Origin of the sequence: Planococcus kocurii, from assembly GCF_001465835.2 — a bacterium.
Lineage (GTDB): Bacteria > Bacillota > Bacilli > Bacillales_A > Planococcaceae > Planococcus > Planococcus kocurii.
On the sequence record NZ_CP013661.2, the window covers coordinates 2,171,966 to 2,190,582 of the forward strand.

18 protein-coding genes are annotated in these 18,617 nt (G+C 40.2%); 14 read left to right on the forward strand and 4 right to left on the reverse strand.

Annotated elements, in window-relative coordinates; translation table 11 throughout:
- Positions 1 to 107 precede the first annotated feature (107 nt).
- From AUO94_RS10680 to AUO94_RS10700, 5 genes are all read left to right on the forward strand, one after another.
- Entirely contained in the window at positions 108 to 1,553 is a 1,446-nt protein-coding gene (locus AUO94_RS10680; RefSeq protein WP_058384197.1) for a DEAD/DEAH box helicase, read from the forward strand.
- A 248-nt stretch (positions 1,554 to 1,801) separates the two neighbouring features.
- On the forward strand, positions 1,802 to 2,368 hold the full coding sequence (locus tag AUO94_RS10685) for a 3D domain-containing protein (protein WP_058384198.1): 567 nt from the start codon (positions 1,802 to 1,804) through the stop codon (positions 2,366 to 2,368).
- A gap of 254 nt (positions 2,369 to 2,622) precedes the next feature.
- Entirely contained in the window at positions 2,623 to 4,149 is a 1,527-nt protein-coding gene (locus AUO94_RS10690; protein WP_058384199.1) for a phytoene desaturase family protein, read from the forward strand.
- A complete protein-coding gene (locus AUO94_RS10695; RefSeq protein ID WP_058384200.1) occupies positions 4,146 to 5,603 on the forward strand; it encodes a phytoene desaturase family protein in 1,458 nt (485 codons plus the stop codon). The genes AUO94_RS10690 and AUO94_RS10695 overlap by 4 nt, the downstream gene beginning before the upstream one ends.
- On the forward strand, positions 5,600 to 6,433 hold the full coding sequence (locus AUO94_RS10700) for a phytoene/squalene synthase family protein (RefSeq protein WP_058384201.1): 834 nt from the start codon (positions 5,600 to 5,602) through the stop codon (positions 6,431 to 6,433). Before AUO94_RS10695 ends, AUO94_RS10700 begins: the two co-directional genes overlap by 4 nt.
- Positions 6,434 to 6,982: 549 nt before the next feature.
- On the opposite strand, the gene AUO94_RS10705 is transcribed toward AUO94_RS10700, so the two are convergent.
- The 4 genes from AUO94_RS10705 to AUO94_RS10720 are packed head-to-tail and all read right to left on the reverse strand — an operon-like array spanning position 6,983 to position 10,996.
- Positions 6,983 to 8,476 (reverse strand): phytoene desaturase family protein, encoded by a 1,494-nt coding sequence (locus tag AUO94_RS10705; RefSeq protein WP_058384202.1) that lies wholly within the window; start codon positions 8,474 to 8,476, stop codon positions 6,983 to 6,985.
- Entirely contained in the window at positions 8,473 to 9,579 is a 1,107-nt protein-coding gene (locus AUO94_RS10710; RefSeq protein ID WP_335339245.1) for a glycosyltransferase family 2 protein, read from the reverse strand. Before AUO94_RS10710 ends, AUO94_RS10705 begins: the two co-directional genes overlap by 4 nt.
- Positions 9,576 to 10,250 (reverse strand): lysophospholipid acyltransferase family protein, encoded by a 675-nt coding sequence (locus tag AUO94_RS10715; protein WP_058384204.1) that lies wholly within the window; start codon positions 10,248 to 10,250, stop codon positions 9,576 to 9,578. The genes AUO94_RS10710 and AUO94_RS10715 overlap by 4 nt, the downstream gene beginning before the upstream one ends.
- The gene (locus AUO94_RS10720; protein ID WP_058384205.1) at positions 10,247 to 10,996 is read right to left on the reverse strand and encodes a carotenoid biosynthesis protein; all 750 of its coding nucleotides are present in this window, start codon (positions 10,994 to 10,996) and stop codon (positions 10,247 to 10,249) included. The genes AUO94_RS10715 and AUO94_RS10720 overlap by 4 nt, the downstream gene beginning before the upstream one ends.
- A 498-nt stretch (positions 10,997 to 11,494) precedes the next feature.
- Between AUO94_RS10720 and AUO94_RS10725 the strand changes: the two genes are divergently transcribed.
- The 9 genes from AUO94_RS10725 to AUO94_RS10765 all read left to right on the forward strand — a co-directional run bounded on the left by AUO94_RS10725 (position 11,495) and on the right by AUO94_RS10765 (position 18,606).
- Positions 11,495 to 12,337, forward strand: a complete 843-nt coding sequence (locus AUO94_RS10725; protein WP_058384206.1) for a MurR/RpiR family transcriptional regulator — start codon at positions 11,495 to 11,497, stop codon at positions 12,335 to 12,337.
- A gap of 75 nt (positions 12,338 to 12,412) precedes the next feature.
- Positions 12,413 to 13,252: a transporter substrate-binding domain-containing protein gene (locus tag AUO94_RS10730; protein ID WP_058384207.1), complete on the forward strand. Its 840-nt coding sequence runs from the start codon at positions 12,413 to 12,415 to the stop codon at positions 13,250 to 13,252.
- Between the two features lie 28 nt (positions 13,253 to 13,280).
- Positions 13,281 to 13,949 (forward strand): amino acid ABC transporter permease, encoded by a 669-nt coding sequence (locus tag AUO94_RS10735; RefSeq protein ID WP_058384208.1) that lies wholly within the window; start codon positions 13,281 to 13,283, stop codon positions 13,947 to 13,949.
- A 12-nt stretch (positions 13,950 to 13,961) separates the two neighbouring features.
- Positions 13,962 to 14,684 carry an amino acid ABC transporter ATP-binding protein gene (locus AUO94_RS10740; RefSeq protein WP_058384209.1) on the forward strand — a complete coding sequence of 241 codons (723 nt, stop codon included), beginning with the start codon at positions 13,962 to 13,964 and terminating at the stop codon, positions 14,682 to 14,684.
- A gap of 150 nt (positions 14,685 to 14,834) precedes the next feature.
- Positions 14,835 to 15,251: a CBS domain-containing protein gene (locus tag AUO94_RS10745; protein ID WP_058384210.1), complete on the forward strand. Its 417-nt coding sequence runs from the start codon at positions 14,835 to 14,837 to the stop codon at positions 15,249 to 15,251.
- A gap of 116 nt (positions 15,252 to 15,367) precedes the next feature.
- On the forward strand, positions 15,368 to 15,991 hold the full coding sequence (locus AUO94_RS10750) for a TetR/AcrR family transcriptional regulator (protein WP_237150107.1): 624 nt from the start codon (positions 15,368 to 15,370) through the stop codon (positions 15,989 to 15,991).
- Between the two features lie 250 nt (positions 15,992 to 16,241).
- Positions 16,242 to 17,135 carry a beta-keto acid cleavage family enzyme gene (locus AUO94_RS10755; protein ID WP_058384212.1) on the forward strand — a complete coding sequence of 298 codons (894 nt, stop codon included), beginning with the start codon at positions 16,242 to 16,244 and terminating at the stop codon, positions 17,133 to 17,135.
- Positions 17,135 to 18,115 carry an L-carnitine dehydrogenase gene (locus tag AUO94_RS10760; protein ID WP_058384213.1) on the forward strand — a complete coding sequence of 327 codons (981 nt, stop codon included), beginning with the start codon at positions 17,135 to 17,137 and terminating at the stop codon, positions 18,113 to 18,115. The genes AUO94_RS10755 and AUO94_RS10760 overlap by 1 nt, the downstream gene beginning before the upstream one ends.
- A gap of 23 nt (positions 18,116 to 18,138) precedes the next feature.
- Positions 18,139 to 18,606, forward strand: a complete 468-nt coding sequence (locus AUO94_RS10765; RefSeq protein ID WP_058384214.1) for a thioesterase family protein — start codon at positions 18,139 to 18,141, stop codon at positions 18,604 to 18,606.
- Positions 18,607 to 18,617: the final 11 nt, after the last annotated feature.

An 18,617-nucleotide genomic window follows, 5' to 3' on the forward strand; every position in this document is an offset into this window, starting at 1 on the left:
TAATTGACGAAGCTGGATAAAACTTAATAATCGTTTAACTGCAGAATTTTCTAATCCGTGCGATAATAGGAGAACCTGAAATTTTTGAACGGAGATGGAGAATGATTATGAACATTAAAAAGTTTAGTGAGTACGGAGTAAGTGAACCAATTGTAAAGGCTCTTGAAGGACTGGGCTATACAGAACCGACAGAAGTCCAAAGTAAAGTGATTCCTGTAGCATTGTCAAAGACTGACCTAACGGTAAAGTCGCAAACAGGAAGCGGTAAAACAGCAGCGTTCGGAATTCCAATCTGCGAACTAGTTGACTGGGAAGAAAACAAACCGCAAGCATTAATTTTGACACCAACGCGAGAATTAGCAGATCAGGTAAAAGAAGATTTAACAAATATCGGCCGCTTTAAACGCATTAAAGCGGCGGCAGTTTATGGTAAACAGCCTTTTGCTTATCAGCAGGCTGAACTCAAGCAAAAATGTCACGTCGTCGTTGGAACACCGGGCCGTGTTTTTGATCATATTGAACGTGGAACATTGAACTTAGAGCGTATAGAGTACTTGGTTCTTGATGAAGCGGATGAGATGCTGAATATGGGCTTTGTCGAACAAGTAGAGGCTATTATCAACAAATTGCCGAAGCAGCGCACAACCATGCTGTTTTCAGCGACTTTGCCTGAAAATGTAGAAAAACTGCAGAAAAAATACATGACTGATCCCAAGCATATAGAAATTGCTGCCACTGAAAGCTTAACAGCTCAAATCGATCATTCGTTATTTGTTGTTGCTGAACAGAAGAAGTTTTCGCTGTTACGTGACGTAACAATTGTTGAAAATCCGGATAGCTGCATCATTTTCTGTCGCACAAAAGACAATGTCGATTTTGTCATGGAACAATTGGAAAAGCATTATTATACTTGTGATAAATTGCACGGTGGTATGCTTCAAGAAGATCGTACAGCAGTCATGAACGATTTTAAGCGTGGAGAATTCCGTTACTTAGTAGCGACAGATGTTGCAGCACGCGGAATTGATATTGACAGTATTACGCACGTCATTAATTATGACTTGCCAATGGAGAAAGAAAGTTATGTGCACCGTTCAGGACGTACCGGACGTGCGGGTAAAACAGGAAGAGCGATTTCGTTTGTAACACCAAACGAAGATAAATTTCTTGCGGAAATCGAAGATTATATCGGATTTGAAATTCCGCGTAGAACAGCTCCTTCAGTTAATGATGTGGATCGTGCAATGCCTGCGTTTACTGAGAAGCTTGAAAGCCGTCCAAAACTCAAAAGAAATAAAAATGAGCAAGTGAATAAAGATATTCTTAAGTTGTACTTTAATGGGGGCAAGAAAAAGAAACTTCGTGCTTTTGATTTCGTTGGAACTTTGACGAGCATTCCGGGAGTGACAGCTGAAGACATTGGAATTATTAAGATTCAAGATACAGTGACGTATATTGATATTTTGAACGGCAAAGGCCCTATGGTGCTAAAAGCGATGAAAGATAAAACCATAAAAGGAAAGACACTCAAAGTGCACAAAGCAAATAAATAAGTAGCAACCACAGGCATTTAAAAGTCTGTGGTTTTTTTATTTTCCTGGAAATAAAATTGCTGTGTAACATATGAAATAGTTAAAAAGTCTTTTTATATACCATTATTTAGGCTAAAAAATATGTCTATACAATACTTATGTCACAAAATGAATTCTTATTGTAATGGAATATGTTCTTTATTGTTACACGTCTGTAATATTGCCGTGCTATTTTGGTTGTACTTAGAAAAAGCAAAGGGGATAGCGGATTGAAAAAACTATTAATCGTATTGAGTTTTGCACTGGTTTTATTCCTAAGCACTTCGATTGTAAGTTCAGCTGCAACTAATGTTTACACAGTAAAAAGTGGGGACACATTATATAAGATTGCGAAAACACAGAAAGTATCGGTTAGTAATTTAAAGATTTGGAATGGCTTAAAATCCAATACAATCCATCCAAAACAAAAACTCAAATTGAAAAAAACAACAGCAAAGCCAGCTTCTAAAAAACAGACTCCATCACGTGCTACGAGTGGATCGGTAAAAAAAGAGTTTACAGTTAGTTCAACAGCCTATACAGCATATTGCAAAGGGTGTTCAGGAGTGACAAGAACTGGACTTAATTTAAAGAAGAATCCTGGACTAAAAGTTATCGCAGTAGATCCGAAGGTCATTCCGCTAGGGACGAAAGTTCATGTTGAAGGCTATGGCTATGCGGTTGCTGGGGACACGGGCGGCGCTATCAAAGGTAAAAAAATTGACGTTTTCATCCCAACTCAAAGCAAAGCACTTAAGTGGGGACGCAAAAATGTAAAAATAAAAATACTTAACTAAAAAAACTCCGACTCATTTTCATGAGTCGGAGTTTTTTTAGTTAAAAAGAGGTGTCACTTGATATTCAATCCGTGTTTTACAAAAATACAATTACAGGTCGTTCTCTTAAAATGGGTTTATCTACTTGAGCCGCACATTGAAAAGATCAAAAGAGGGTAAACTCAAATAAATAGTCTTTTATTAACTTACACGGTATAATATTTGTATAGTAAATGTAGAACTTTTAGGGTGATTCGAAATGGAGGGCATCTGTTATGCCGGAAAAAATGATTGTCATAGGAGCTGGACCAGGCGGTTTAGCTGCAGCTATGCTACTGGCCAGTAAAGGCTATCAAGTAGACGTCTACGAAAAACAACCATGGGTCGGAGGCAGAAATGCCGAACTGCGCCTTGGTGACTTTACCTTTGATACAGGGCCTACTTTTTTAAGTATGTTGCATTTGGTAGAAGAACTGTTTGAAGCTACTGGACGCGACTTAAAAGATTATATGGATGCAGTTGAGTTGGATCCTATGTATGAGCTGATTTTTGAAGATCAAAATTTGATCATGACACGGAATAATCAAGAGATGAAGAAACAAATAAATGAGAACTTTAAAGGTGATGGAGACGGATATGAACGTTTCATGAAAGAAACAGGGAAAAAGCTAGAAGCCTTATCGCCTATGTTGCAATCGAAGATGGACAGTTATTTTGATATGGTTCACCCGAAAGTTTTAAAAGCTCTTCCAGAACTTGAAGTAAACAAAACTTTGTACGACGTATTATCTCGCTACTTTAAAGATGAACGGATGAAAATGGCGTTTGCTTTTCAATCGAAATACTTAGGAATGTCGCCGTGGGAATGCCCTGGTGCTTTTTCAATTCTTTCCTATATGGAACATGCTTACGGCATCTACCATCCAATTGGTGGAGTCAATCAATTATCACAAGCGATGGCAAAAGTGGTAGAAGAATTAGGTGGGAAAATTCACACGAGTACGGGTGTAAAGAAATTATGGATTGAAAATCGCAAAGTTAAAGGCGTAGACCTTGAAAATGGTGAGCGTAAAATAGCGGACGAAGTAATCATTAATGGGGATTTTGCTCACGCGATGAACAATTTAGTGGAACCGGGGATTCTGAAAAAATACACACCTGAAAAATTGGCAAAGAAAAAATATTCTTGCTCAACATTTATGTTGTATTTAGGATTGGATAAAAAATACGATCTCTCTCATCACACAATTGTATTTGCAAAAGATTACAAAAGAAATGTTGAAGAGATGACGAAGTCTCGTATTCTTTCAGCAGACCCTTCGATTTATGTGCAGAACGCTAGTGTCACTGATCCGACCTTGGCACCAGAAGGGAAATCAGCGCTCTATATTTTAGCACCTGTGCCTAATAATTTTAGTGATATTGGCTGGGAAAATGAACAACATGCGTTCCGAGAATTGGTATTGGATACGATTGAAGAGAAAACGGAATTTAAAGACTTGAGAAATCATATAGAAGTTGAAAAAATGCTGACACCTATGGGTTGGCAAGAGGATTATTCAGTTTATCAAGGAGCAACATTTAACCTTGGACATCAACTAACTCAAATGATGGTATTTCGTCCTCACAATAAATTTGAAGAATTAGGGAATTGCTGGTTGGTTGGTGGGGGAACTCATCCAGGAAGTGGGTTGCCGACTATTTTGGAGTCTGCGCGCATAACAGCTAACGGCATTCTTCAGCAACACGGAAAAACAGGAATACCAATTTTACCTCTACCTAAAATGGAGGGATTTGCATGAAAATAGCTATGGTCGGTGGTGGCGTCGGTGGTCTGATGGGCGCTTTATATTTATCGAATATGGGATTTGACGTTACTATTTTGGAAAAAGAGAAGAAGCTGGGCGGTCGCTTAACTTTCGTAGAAAGAGACGGTTTCAAAGTAGATCAAGGTCCAACCATCGTCTTATTACCTGAAATGTTTCAAGAACTACTCCAACAAGCAGGGATTCAAGCAGAGGATATCGAATTGTTATTATGTGATCCACTTTATTCAATTCGTTTTCCAGATGGTACGGTGTATACCAAGTACCCAGATATTGATCGTCAGTTACAAGAAATCGAAAACGTCTTTCCAACTGAAAAAGAAGGATTTCTTCGATTTATCTCAGAAGGGCGTGAACGTTTTAAAATTGGCAAGTCCTCATTTTTAGAACATTCATTTGTAAAAAAAGCCGATTTTTGGACAGCGGGAAATATAAAAAAACTATTAAAGCTAAAACCTCACCAGTCTGTTAATAAGCTGATGTCGAATTACTTTCGGGATGAACGGTTGCAATTAGCGTATTCCTTACAATCTTTGTATATCGGTGGAGATCCCTTTCGTGCTCCAGCGATGTATGCTCTTGTTCCTTTTAGCGAACATGAACACGGAGTGTATTATTTAAAAGGTGGCTACGGTAGCTTGATTCCAGTTCTGGAAAAAGAATTACGAGCACGTAATAACGTCACGATTAAAACAGAGAGTTCAGTACAACAAATCGTCACAGAAAATCAGCAAGCAAAAGGAATTGAGACGGCAGAAGGCTTTGAAGCATTTGACGCGATTGTTTATAACGGTGATTTTCCAGGTATCGAAAAAATAGTGCCAGCGCAGAAAAAACGAAAGTACACAGCTTCTTCAGGATGTGTCTTGTTGTATTTTGGACTAAATAAGGTTTATGAAGAAGGCAATGTGCATCAATTTTTCATGGGTGATAGCTATGAAGATCATATGGATGATGTATTCGTGAAAAAGCAGAAAACGGAAAATCCGGCCATCTACACCTTCCATCCATCGAAAATAGATGATTCGTTGGCTCCAGAAGGTAAAGGTGTTCTTTATGTATTGGTTCCAGTACCTTCAGGAACAGATATCGACTGGGCAAACGATAGCGTCTGGATTGACAAAATTATTGATCGCATGGAGAAGTTAGCTTTTCCAAATTTCCGAGAAGCAGTCGAGTGGATGGAAATTCGGACGCCTAAAGAAGCAGAAGCTTTTGGTTTGTTTAAAGGAGGCAGTTTTGGAATCGGTCCGACTTTGTTCCAGTCAGGCGTTTTTCGTCCTCAAGTCAAACCATTTAAGACAGATCATTTGTATGCAGTTGGTGCCTCAGTTCATCCAGGAGGAGGAATACCGATTGTCATGCAAGGTGCAAAACTGCTAGCAGAGCAAATACAAAGCGATTTTGCAAAGGAAAGGGGCAACGCATGATGGACTTAAAAGATGCTTATACCTCCTGTGAAAAAGTTATTGCTATGCATTCGAAAAGTTTTTATAAAGCTTTTTCTTTATTGCCAAAGGAAAAGCGTAAAGCTGTCTGGGCCGTTTATACGTTTTGCCGTACAGTTGACGACATTGTCGACGAAGGACTAAATTCAAAAGAAGAGCTCGAGCAATTCAAGCACGATTTTAATGAATTCATAGAAGGCGTTTATGATTCTGAAAATCCGATGTGGGTGGCGCTTGCTCACGTATTCGAAAATTATGAAATGGATGTCGAGGCATTTTTAGGGTTGATCACGGGGCAAGAAATGGATTTGACGATCAACCGCTACCGAACGATGGAAGAACTGTTGAACTACAGTTATCACGTGGCAAGTACAGTCGGACTGATGCTGCTGCCAATTTTGGCGCCAGGTAAAACAGCCGTTCTAAAAGAAGGTGCTATTTCTCTTGGCTATGCTATGCAGATAACCAATATTCTCCGTGATATCGGAGAGGATCTAGAGATGGGTAGAATCTATTTGCCGGAAGAAATTATGCATAAATACGAACTGGACGAAGATGAGCTGCGATCTGGAATTGTGAGTCCGCAATTTATTGCTGTTTGGGAATGCTTAGCAGACGAAGCTGAATTTCATTATAAAAAAGCGTTTGAAACAATTCAAGACTACCCATTGTCTTCAAGAGTTCCAGTCAAAGGGGCAGCACTCGTATACCGGGAAATCCTTTCGACCATCCGCTTGAAAGAATACAATGTCTTCAGCGAAAAGCATTACGTACCAGACAAATCAAAACAAGCAATCCTAGCTTGCTTGTAAAAAGAAAAGCGCAAGCACCCGTGTAGCTCTGCCGGGCATAAGACGATCTGGCGAAGCGGCGTACTTTGCCGCACAGCAGGAGTGGCTTATGACCCAAAGAGCTGGGTGCTGGAGCTGGACAAAAAGAAAAGCGCAAGCACCCGTGTAGCTCTGCCGGGCATAAGACGATCTGGCGAAGCGGCGCACTTTGCCGCACAGCAGGAGTGGCTTATGACCCAAAGAGCTGGGTGCTGGAGCTGGACAAAAAGAAAAGCGCAAGCACCCGTGTAGCTCTGCCGGGCATAAGACGATCTGGCGAAGCGGCGCACTTTGCCGCACAGCAGGAGTCATCGATTGAAAGAGAGCGCAAATCATGAAGACAATGACTTGCAACCAAACATGTAGTATAGTTTCTTTTAATGAAACAGGCAGCGATGAGGCCATAGGGAAATCAGGCTCATAGTGACGCTATGAACGAACTAGATAAATTCTCTAGAAAAAAGACACGTAAACACAAGTTTTTACCTTGTGTTTACGTGTCTTTTTTTATCTTTAGGTTATGCAGGTATGTCACTTTAACGAAACCCTTTTTTTAGAAGCTGAAATGATTTTTTCGGCGACGTTCAGTCCGCTTAACACAACCATTGGCGATCCACCGCCGGGATGAGTACTTCCACCGACGAAATAGAGATTTTGAATATCACGACTAGCATTAGCGGGGCGCAAAAAGGCATCTTTTCGCTTATTGGAAGAAGGACCGTACAAAGCTCCGCGGAATGAACCGAATTTTTCACGAATAAAAGTAGGGGTGAAAATTTTTTCTTCTGCTAAATAGCTACGAATGTCGACGCCATAGCTGAACAAGAAGTCATAAATACGTTCCTTGTAAGCTTCAGGATCAATTTGAAGATGTCCTTGTTTAGTCAGTGCAGGTGCATTGACTAAGATAAACAGGTTGTCGCCATCTGGTGAAACGGAAGAATCCGTATAGGACGAGTTGCTAATATAGACAGTGGGTTCGTCGCTATATGCAGAAGCCTCAAATAAATCGCTAAACTCTTTTTGATAATTCGATGAGAAAAAAACATTGTGGTGCTTCAAAATATCGAGTCGTTTAGTTAAACCGACAGTTATAACGAATGCCGATATTGATGGTTCGAAAGCTGCCACTTTCGCATCGGATAAAGAAGGACGTTTTGCTTCTTCAACTAAAGCGGGAAACGCTGATAATAAGTCTCCATTTAAAATAACCAAATCAGCAGCAACGTGGGTACCATCTGCAAGTTCAATGCCAACTGCTTTTTTATCAGCTGTTACTATTTTTGCAACCTCTGTACCGGTATGCAATCGAGCACCTGATTTTCTAGCAACAGCAGCAAAAGCATCCGCAATTCCGGTATTTCCACCTTTTGTATAGTAGACACCTTCAACCAATTCCAAATAGGCGATCATGGAAAAAGTGGCGGGTGCCCGGTAAGGTGAAGAACCAATATATGTGGCATAGCGGTCAAATGCTTGAACTAAGTAAGGCTCGGTGAAGTAGCGCTGGAAAAAATGATGCATGGACTCTGCTGGGCGTACTTGTAAAAGCGCAAAGCCAAGAGAAGGTGATAAATAATCACGCCAGGATTGGAACGTTACCGGAAAGAAATAGCGCTTTGACAATGCATATAAGCGACTGATTTCTTTTATGAAAGCCTTGTATTTTTCAGCGGCTACAGGGTCAAAGCTTTGAAGCTGGTAAATCATTTGTTGTTGATTGTTAGTAAAGTCAAATGCACGACCATCAGGGAAATGATTGCGAGTATGAACTTCTAACGGAATGAAGTTCAGGTAATCTTGTGGACTTTCGCCAGTCTGTGAGATGACACTATTGAAGACATCTGGCATTGTGATGGTATTTGGACCAAAGTCAAAATGATAACTTCCCAGTTTAACGGGCATAAGTTTGCCACCAAGATGATTGTTTTTTTCAAAAAGTTCTACATCGAACCCTGCATGGGCAAGCGTTACTGCGGAAGAAAGTCCACCCAATCCGCCACCGACTATAACGATTTTTTTCATGAATAATGCCTTCCTTTCCACGAATAAGGCTGTTTTTTCAAGGATTTTCGCATCGATTCCACCAATACGGCAAGCATAGCTGCTGCTTGAAGGGGAATCAGGAAAGACAAGTACCAACGTTGGTTGGTGACCATGTCTACGTACCAGCGCTGAACAACTGTCAACGCGTAAGGGGCAATCCACCAGTAAGAGCCACTGAATACGCCGTAAATAGCTAAAAATGGAGGGAGAACGTAAAATATCGAATAAAATAAGATAAGAAAGAAGGCCATTAGCGGAGAGCGACCGATTCCTGCATAGCTATTTTTAAGAAATCCTTCCCACACTTCAGCGTTCGTCTCATACATTCGACATTTTACTGACATCGTAATATTCGCTAACACCACACTAAAGCCGTGAGCTTTTACTTGACGTGCGATATGAACATCCTCGACTAGCGAATCACGGACAGCAGCATGTCCGCCAATTTTTTTGTAACTGGTTCTTTCAAACATCATCCACATGCCGTTAGCTGCTGTAGCCGCTTTGAATTTAGTGTAATTGGCCAGTGCAATCGGCAAGTGGAATAAAATTACAAAATGTAGCATCGGTACGAGAAGCTTACTTAGAAAAGGAGTGACATCAAAAGCCGGAAAGCCAGTGAGCAGTTGCGTACCTTTTCGCTGCATTAACGCCAGTGACTGCTCAATGGCTTGTGGACGAAAACGAACGTCAGCATCGACAAACAGTAAATAGTTTCCAGAAGCGGCGAGTTGCAATTGGTGACAAGCGTGCACCTTTCCAACCCAACCTACAGGCAATTCGTTGCCTTGTAAAATAGTGAAACGGTCGTCACCAGCGATTGTGCGCTCCAACTCCCTTTGCGTGCCATCCGTCGATTGATCATTTAGGACAATAAATTCCATACGGCTGTAAGAGGAATTCTTTAAGGATTTTATAAGAATTTCAACATTGCGCTCCTCGTTTCTCATGGGAACTAAAACGGATACCAAAGGCTCAGCTGAAAGTTTTGGATGTTTAGACAGAGCTGGAAGAAACAAACGATTGATAATAATCCAGGCTAGGAAAAATAAGTGGATTCCGATATAGCTAGCCATCATCATTTTCTTCTTCTTCCGAGAGAATAAAATGTTTCGCTGTTTTCGCTGATTACTGTATTTCTTAAGGAATCAAGTTGTTCTGTGGAAAGTTGTTGAAGATAAAGCGTTTTTTCTTTGCGTGTCATATGTTCAAGCGTACTCGCTCGTATCGGTTGGTGCTGTTGAATCCACAGCTCGGGTTTTTGCTGATGTCCAAAAGAGTAATAGAAACTGAGTGGCACAATAGGGACTTCTGGACAATGTTCTATTAAGTAAGCGGCTCCTGCTTGAAAAGCGAGTGGCCTTGTTTCGAGATGAAATTCATCGCCTTGAGGAAAAAGAACAACGGACTTTCCTTGCTTTAGTAATGCTTCAGCGTATTGAAGCGAAGTCAAAATTTCTTTGGGCTTTTGACGATTAATAGAAAATGCTCCAAGGTAGCGAAAAAAAGAATGTTTTTTAAGCCCTTCTTCGTGCATCATCATATGAATATCGTGATGCCAGACTGTACGGTTTAAGTAGAAAAAAACAAGTCCGTCCCACCAAGAACTATGGTTAGCAATAAACAAAACGGGCTTATCCGGTATCGGCTTTACTCCTTGTCCAAGTATCCGAGAAAAGGAAAACCGGATGAGCGGCGTCAAATACATCGTGAATCCTGCCTCAAATAAAGCCGATTTTTTCGCGCTAATCATACAGGTTTCCTCTTCCAAGCAAGCAAGACAATCGCGGCAGTTAAGCAAGTGGTTAAAATAGCAGCTAAGGTTAAACCACCGATTGCGCCAAGCATGACGAACATGGCAATCATCAATACATAGAGAAGAACCATCCGTTTTTCAGCTAAGTTGCTAGTAATGATCATCTTTCGTTTTTTCATCATCAAGTCGATAATCAGATGAAGAACGAATGCTACGACAAACCAACCAAAGAAATTAGTCCAAGGAATATCATAATAGAGTCCGGTATCAGCCCAAATCCAATATTGTTTTATTTGATAGGCTACTGGATCAATAATCAAGTCAATAATTACAGCCCCAATGCCTCCGACAATGGCATACACTAAGCCACCGCTCGGAACAATCCAACGCGCTACGACATGGGTGGTTGCCATGACCATTAACCAAGCGAAACCTATGGCAATTGGAACACCGAATACATTGGGGGCAAAACGATCTGTGTAATCATAAGAACCAAATAAGAACCCACTGTCCGAACCTGCCCATTCCACAATAAATGTTGAAAAGAATACAAAGACGCCGAGCACAGAACCACCAACAACACCAAAACGTTTAAGGAAATACAAAAAGCCTAATGTACCAGCTAAAATCAAAAAGAATGCATTGGCCCATTCAAGCCAAGATGGCAAAATGTCAAAGCCGAGTAAAATGATGCCGCAAACATACCAAAAGATAAAAAGTTTAAATATCCGATTTTCCCACACGATAAACAGCCCCTCAATAAAATGACTTATACAAATATTATACAGGAGAGAAAGAGAAATACGAAAAGAACCGATGCTAGATAGAAAAGAGCAGTGGATTTTTCCTATGAATTGTCTAAAGAAGCCTAATCTTTGAAGAGGATAATTAGACATAATAGTTATTTGTCAGGGACATTGCTCTGATATAACTATTCTGTAAACGAACCTTTAAAACAATAATCTAGGCCTTTTTGGCATTAAAGCGAATGCTATTCCACTTTTTATCTTGTATCAACTGTTGTTTTCGCAAAACTGATGTAAGCAATCAAACTAAAAAAACTAAATTTTTTGTTTTGAATGAGTGTATCTATTCCTTTGCGGGTGGCTATTTATGCATGTTTATAAATAATCTGAGAAAATAATTTCTGTAGAATTTTCTGTAAACTATTGCAGGTTTTCCTGCATGATAGTATACTTTAGAGAGTAAATGAGTGTGTTCTTCAAGTGGAGGCGTTAAATATGCAGGATTTACTGCGAAGTATTTCTAATTCTTATCCAGATTTTAGTTCAGGCCAAAAAAAGGTGGGTGATTTGTTTTTCAAAGAGCCTATTTTCTTAGCATTTTCTACTGCTCTTGAAGTCGGCAAGCGAGTCAATGTCAGTGAATCGACGGTAATTAGGTGGACGCAAAAACTTGGATACAAGGGATATGCAGAATTTCAACAAGTTGTGCAGCGGAAACTAGCTGAAGAACGTCTGGAGAAAGCGGAGCAGAATACCCCAGAACCTGTTGATGATCAGTCTTTTTTGGAGAATTTACTGGACGCAGACATTTTGAGTATCGTCAAACTGAAGAAATCGATAAATGAGGAGAAACTGCTTCAAGTTGTCGACAAAATCAGTCAAGCAGATCAGATTTATGTAACTGGCAATTTTTTTGATTATGGGATAGCCCATTGGTTCGCTAATTGGCTGAACCTGGTACTTGGTCATACGGAAACAATGTATCCTTCGACTGGAGAATACTATACGCAGCTATCGAAATTGAAAAAAGGAGATTTGGTAATTGCCTTTGTTTTTCCGCGATATACCCGAATGGTTATCGATACATTAAAAACTGCTAAAGCACAAGGAGCTGAAGTTATCATTTTGACTGATTCAAATGATTCTCCAGCGATGTCTTATGCAGACTACGCACTGACTGTATCCGTTAATTCAAATTTGAATATTGATTCGTATACTTCTGTCCATGCACTTTTAACTTCGATCATGCGGTTTGTTTACGTTAAGGAGCATGCAAAAGTGAATGGTAATTTAGCAAAAGTGGAAGCAGTCTATAAAGATCGAAATCTTTTTATTTAATCGTATTCAATTTACTGGGAATTTCCGGAACGCCTTGGCGATTTGGTCAACTATAAACGAAAAGGGGAGAGCAAAATGAAAAAGAAATTATCATTTTTAAGCGTAATTTTTTCTGCGGGAATGCTATTGGCAGCTTGTGGAGGAGACGACTCAACTAGTTCGGAAGAAGGATCAAACACAGAAGGCGGAAGCAGCGATTTGAAATTGGTTGAAGAAGGAAAATTTACTACGGCATCGAGTGGTCTTTATAAGCCATTCAACTTTACAGAAGGTGGCGACTTGACGGGATTTGATATTGATATTAGTAACGCACTTTCAGAAGAAATGGGACTAGAACCAAATCCGGTTACAACACCTTGGGAAACCATTCTTCAAGGCTTGACGACAAATCGTTTCGATGCAATTATCGGATCGATGGCGATTACAGAAGAGCGTGAAAAACAAGTTTCATTCTCTGATCCTTACTACTACTCAGGTGGTGTGATTTTCACTAGAGCAGGCAATACAGAAATTACATCTGAAGCCGATCTTGAAGGTGCGAAAATTGGCGTTGTCGGACAAAGCACCTACGACACAGCTGCACAAAAATACACAGACGATATCCAGTATTACAATAGTGATGTTGTCGCATTGCAAGATTTGGCGATTGAAGGCCGTTTAGACGCAGTTATCACTGCCGATGTAGTAGGATTTGAAGCACAAAACGCTGGACTTGAAGTCGAAATGGTAGGAGATCCATTATGGATTGAACAAGCAGCAGTTGCAATTAACAAAGAAGACGAAGAACTATTAGCTGCAGTAAACGAAGCACTAGCTGCAATCGTTGAAAATGGCACATACGAAGAGATTTCAGATAAGTGGTTTGGCCGTAACCTCCTTGATGTAGATCTTGAAGGGGTAGAAATCCTCAAGTAATCATTTGGGATAAGGAGGAGTGGTGTCTATGTTAGAGTTATTTTCAACAGTCTATGAAGTGTTCATGCGGACCTATCCAGGATTTCTGAGAGCAACCGTTGTCACGCTTCAATTGACTGCGATTGGTGTTATTCTAGGTACGGTGATTGGTTTAGTTTTTGCATTGATGAAAATTTCAGGATCGAAAATTTTACAGGGCATTGCGAATGTCTATATCACCATTATCCGAGGTACACCGTTAATCGTTCAAATTATGTTCTTGTACTTTGGTATAGTAGAAATTTATACGATGGATAATTTCTGGGCAGGTGCAATTGCTTTAGGTATTCACAACGGGGCTTATATTGCCGAAATTTTCCGCGGCGCGATTCAAGGCGTTGACCCTGGTCAGCGTGAAGCGAGTATGTCGCTCGGGATGAACCGGAAACAAACGATGCAACGGATTGTATTTCCACAGGCGTTGCGTCGCTCAATTCCGCCACTTGGCAACCAGTTTATCATCACATTAAAAGATTCATCTCTTGTTTATATTATTGGGGTATCGGAAATTTTTGCGCTCGCAAACCGTGAAGCAGCACAGTCTTTCCAACCTTTTGAATCTTTCTTAGTTGTTGCACTTTATTACTTGGTACTAGTAATGATTTTCACGTACCTATTGCGTTGGTATGAAAATAAACTCGATGTCGATAAAGCCTAAGGGGGAACACACATGATTATTGGAGAAAACATTCATAAATCTTTTGGTGACCTCGAGGTGTTAAAAGGGGTAGACCTTCACGTAAAGCCCCAAGAAGTGGTTGTCCTTGTTGGAGTCAGTGGCTCTGGTAAAAGTACACTTCTCAGATGCTTTAACTTTCTTGAGATGATTAATGATGGAAAAATTACCATTGATGGTCATATGGTAAATACGAAAAAAGACAACTTAACGAACATTCGCGCTGAAGTCGGCATGGTGTTCCAACATTTCAACTTATTTCCTCATAAGACGGTATTGGAAAATGTAATTGAAGCACCGATCACTGTTAAAAAGATGAAAAAGGAAAAAGCGAGAGCTTTAGGTATGGAATTGTTGAAAAAAGTAGGGTTGGAAGATAAAGCAAATGTCTATCCAAGCAAACTATCGGGCGGACAAAAACAGCGTGTTGCCATTGCGCGGTCACTTGCGATGGAACCAAAAGTCATGCTTTTTGACGAACCAACTTCAGCACTAGATCCAGAGTTAGTTGGAGAAGTGCTTCAAGTTATGAAACAACTAGCTGAAGAAGGAATGACGATGGTTGTTGTGACTCATGAGATGAAATTCGCTAAAGAAGTAGCGGATCGTATTATTATGATTGATAAAGGAACAATTATTGAATCGGCAGATCCCAAAAACTTCTTTGAAAATCCGCAAAACGAACGGACAAAACAATTTATTCAGCTAGTTGAATAGCAAGGCTAGCAAATAGGTTGAAAATACTATGCGAAATAAGAAGGAATCGGTTCAAATGAACTGATTCCTTCTTTGTTTTCACAATTGATGTTTGCTAGCTTCCAAAAAGGCTAAGGTATAGTAATGAAATCGTTTAAGGAGGCAGAAGGGATGAAAATCGAAGAAATCATGACGGTTGATGTCGAAACATGTAAACCTGAATCAACGCTTCAAGAAGTTGCCTCGAAGATGCGGGAAATCAATGTAGGGTCTATTCCTATTTGTCAAGAAGGCCGCCTAGTCGGCATCGTTACAGATAGGGATATTGTCATTCGAGGAATGGCTGAACAAATTCCGAATGATGCGCCCATATCGGAAATCTTATCGGCAGAAGTTATTACTGGAACGGCAAAGTTAACAATCGAAGAAGCAGCTGAGTTGATGGCCGCACATAAGATTCATCGGCTACCGATTGTTGCAGATGAACATGTAATTGGCATAGTCTCTTTATGCGACCTAGCTGCAAAAGACGTTTTAAAAACCCAGCACGCAGAAAATGCGATCGTTAACATTTCCAAAATAGACTAAAAGCTAGAAAATCGATTCTTCATGGAGTCGATTTTTTTCTTTAAATAATAGATTAGTTGATGAAAGGCAACATTTATCAATTGTCAAACACATGTAACGAATGCTCTGTTTCTTGATTGCTTGTAAAACTAGAAAATAATTTGAAAAAAAACCGTCCGGGGAGTATAGTTATAACAAAATCTATTCTGATAGAGGAGATGCATATGGCTAGAGCAACCAGAAAAATTGAAATTCTTCATGCAGCGTCCAAAATAGTCAGTGAACGGGGCATTTTTAATTTGACGTTAGAAGCAGCGGCTATTGAAGCTGGAGTTAGTAAAGGTGGATTGCTTTATCATTTTCCCTCAAAAGAAGCTTTAGTCAAAGGAATGGTAGACCACTTAGCTGAAAATTACCGTCATAAAATTGCAACTTCAGTAGAAGAATCATCCAAAGAAAAAGGGAAATGGATTCGCGCATACGCTGATGTAACTTTTAATAATCCATACCCAAATAAAGAAATGCATGCGGGTTTATTAGCCGCTAAAGCTGTGAATTCTGATTTGTTGGATCCAATTCGTGACCTCTATAATGAATGGCAAGATGAAATTGAAGGCGATGGTATCGATCCTATTAAAGCTACTATTATTCGTTTAGCGACAGATGGAATTTGGTTGTCTGAACTTTTTGATATACATTATTTAGGTGAAGAAAAAAAGCAGGAAATTTATATGAAGTTAAAAAATTGGATAGATGAATAATAAAAATCACACCATTTAACAAAATGGTGTGATTTTTTTAAATTTTTTTAATAATGGGTTAAAGCCAAGCCGCGTCTAGGATGAAGGAGTTTTCTATAGACTAGTTGAGACGTTTACGAGGGAAATCGCCTTGAAACAATACCGTCTGGATGGTACAGTTTAAAATATAAAAAACACTTAATTGGTTATATGGAATAAAAAGTAATTTAACTTAGAGTACATACCTAAAGATCAAATAGGGAGAGATTATATGACACAAAAAGTTTTATTAACAGTAGCCGTGACGGGAGCTGGGGATACAGCAGGGAAAAATCAATATGTTCCTGTGACACCCAAAGAAATAGCAGACTCTGCAATTGAGTCTGCAAAAGCAGGCGCAACTGTTGCACATGTTCATGCACGTAATCCTAAAACAGGTGGTATTAGCCATAGTCTAGATCATTACCGAGAAATTATTGAACGTATTCGTGAATCTGAAACAGACGTAATAATCAATATTACATCTGGTGGTGGAGGAGACTTTATCCCTAATCTGTCAAACCCTTCAATGGGCGCAGAAGGTACAGATATGCAAACGCCTGAAGAACGACACGAGCCAATAGGCAGTTTGCTTCCAGAAATGTGTACGTTAGATTGTGGAAGTGTCAACTTTGGCGATATGGTTTATATGAGCCCAACTCGTTGGCTACGTGAACAGGCAAGGCTTATACAACAAAGCGGCGTGAAGCCAGAGCTTGAGTGTTTCGATACGGGACATCTTCGGTTCGCCAAGCAATTAATAGCAGAAGGTCTAGTTGATGGGGATCCGATGTTCCAATTCTGTCTGGGCATTCCGTGGGGAGCAGAAGCTGACGAAGAAACGATGTTGTACATGAAAAATCGTCTTCCAGACAATGCTCATTGGTCAGCTTTTGGTATCGGACGGATGCAAATGCCGATTTTGGAAATGGCCGCACAAAACGGTGGAAATGTTCGTGTGGGACTTGAAGATAATCTTTATTTAGGAAAGGGAATTTTTGCACGCAACGAACAACTTGTTGACCAAGCGGTAACAAAGCTGCACGCTGCACATGTAGAAGTGATGACGCCGCAAGAAGCGCGTATCCACTTTAACTTGAGAAATCCTTATAGAGGTGAGAAATAATGGGGAATAATCTGCAACAGATAAACCAAGTGGCGGTAATTGGGACAGGTGTAATCGGTAATGGTTGGATAGCTCGCTTTTTAGCTCAAGGCTATGACGTCATCGCATTTGACCCTTCTGAAGGTGCAGAGCAGCGGACCCAAAAAGCCGTAGCACAGGCATGGCCATCTTTAGAGAAGATAGGCTTAGCAGAAGGTGCGGATCGAAACCGTCTCGCATTTATGCCGACTATTGAAAAAGCCGTTTGTGATGCTGATTTAATCCAAGAAAATGTGCCAGAACGAGAAGACTTGAAAAAAGCCGTATTGGCAAGTATTGATGCACATGCTAAGAAAAGCGCTATTATTGGGTCGAGCACTTCAGGTATTATGCCGAGTGTTTTGCAGGAAGGTTTAGCACATCCTGAACGCCTGATCGTAGCACATCCTTTTAATCCAGTTTACATATTGCCTTTGGTTGAACTAGTAGCAGGTAGGAAAACGGATCAACTCGTTATGGATCGTGCTAAAAGCTTTTATGAAAGTATAGGGATGAAGCCGTTGATTATTCAAAAGGAAATCGAAGGTCATTTGGCAGATCGGTTGATGGAAGCATTGTGGCGAGAAGCATTGCATCTGGTAAATGACGGAGTTGCAACTACTGAAGAAGTAGATGCTGCTATCATTTATGGAGCAGGCTTGCGTTGGGCTCAAATGGGACCATTCTTAACATTCCATCTTGCTGGCGGCGAAAAAGGAATGCGTCACATGCTTGAACAATTTGGTCCTGCACTAAAACTACCTTGGACCAAACTAGAGGCCCCTGAACTAACGGATGAATTAAAAGAAAAAGTTATTTCAGGATGCGAAAGCCATGCAGGTGACGTAACGATTGGTGAGTTAGAAAATAAACGCAACGAATTTTTAGTTGAGCTACTAAGTTTGGTTGAATCTTATTGGCCAGAAACTACAGCAACTAAAAAACTAGTAGTTGAAAAATAGATTATTGGGAAGGGGGAAGAGGTGTGGCACGTTCGACCTTTCTATATGAAGAAAAAGTTCAAAGTGAATGGGTTGATTACAATGGTCATATGAATGATGCGGCCTATGCAAAAGTATTTAGCCAAGCAACGGATAGCTTTATCGGATTCCTGGGCTTGACTGGAAATGTTCGAACCCAACTAAATTACACGATCTTCACGCTAGAAACACATTTATGCTACTTAAAGGAAGTCCATGAACACGATAGCTTAGCAATTAGGGTGAAGCTGCTGAATTGTGATGCGAAAAGATTACATGTCTTTTTGACAATGAATAACTCAGTTGGTGACTTGGTCGCGACAAGTGAACAAATGTGGATGGGAATGGATTCTGTACTAGGAAAACCTACACCGTTTCCAGAAACGATAGCAATAGCAATAGAAGTGCTAAGAACACAACAAAAAGGACAACCGGTACCAGAACAAGCAGGCAGAAAGATTGGCTTTCGATGATCATCTGAAAC

Excerpts from the sequence above, each read along its gene's own strand:
- AUO94_RS10725 (WP_058384206.1), top strand. The coding sequence starts at position 11,495 with ATGCAGGATTTACTGCGAAGTATTTCTAATTCTTATCCAGATTTTAGT.
- AUO94_RS10730 (WP_058384207.1), top strand. The coding sequence starts at position 12,413 with ATGAAAAAGAAATTATCATTTTTAAGCGTAATTTTTTCTGCGGGAATG.
- AUO94_RS10680 (WP_058384197.1), top strand. The coding sequence starts at position 108 with ATGAACATTAAAAAGTTTAGTGAGTACGGAGTAAGTGAACCAATTGTA.
- AUO94_RS10710 (WP_335339245.1), bottom strand. The coding sequence starts at position 9,579 with ATGATGATGGCTAGCTATATCGGAATCCACTTATTTTTCCTAGCCTGG.
- AUO94_RS10745 (WP_058384210.1), top strand. The coding sequence starts at position 14,835 with ATGAAAATCGAAGAAATCATGACGGTTGATGTCGAAACATGTAAACCT.
- AUO94_RS10760 (WP_058384213.1), top strand. The coding sequence starts at position 17,135 with ATGGGGAATAATCTGCAACAGATAAACCAAGTGGCGGTAATTGGGACA.
- AUO94_RS10755 (WP_058384212.1), top strand. The coding sequence starts at position 16,242 with ATGACACAAAAAGTTTTATTAACAGTAGCCGTGACGGGAGCTGGGGAT.
- AUO94_RS10715 (WP_058384204.1), bottom strand. The coding sequence starts at position 10,250 with ATGATTAGCGCGAAAAAATCGGCTTTATTTGAGGCAGGATTCACGATG.
- AUO94_RS10690 (WP_058384199.1), top strand. The coding sequence starts at position 2,623 with ATGCCGGAAAAAATGATTGTCATAGGAGCTGGACCAGGCGGTTTAGCT.
- AUO94_RS10695 (WP_058384200.1), top strand. The coding sequence starts at position 4,146 with ATGAAAATAGCTATGGTCGGTGGTGGCGTCGGTGGTCTGATGGGCGCT.
- AUO94_RS10735 (WP_058384208.1), top strand. The coding sequence starts at position 13,281 with ATGTTAGAGTTATTTTCAACAGTCTATGAAGTGTTCATGCGGACCTAT.
- AUO94_RS10740 (WP_058384209.1), top strand. The coding sequence starts at position 13,962 with ATGATTATTGGAGAAAACATTCATAAATCTTTTGGTGACCTCGAGGTG.
- AUO94_RS10705 (WP_058384202.1), bottom strand. The coding sequence starts at position 8,476 with ATGAAAAAAATCGTTATAGTCGGTGGCGGATTGGGTGGACTTTCTTCC.
- AUO94_RS10700 (WP_058384201.1), top strand. The coding sequence starts at position 5,600 with ATGATGGACTTAAAAGATGCTTATACCTCCTGTGAAAAAGTTATTGCT.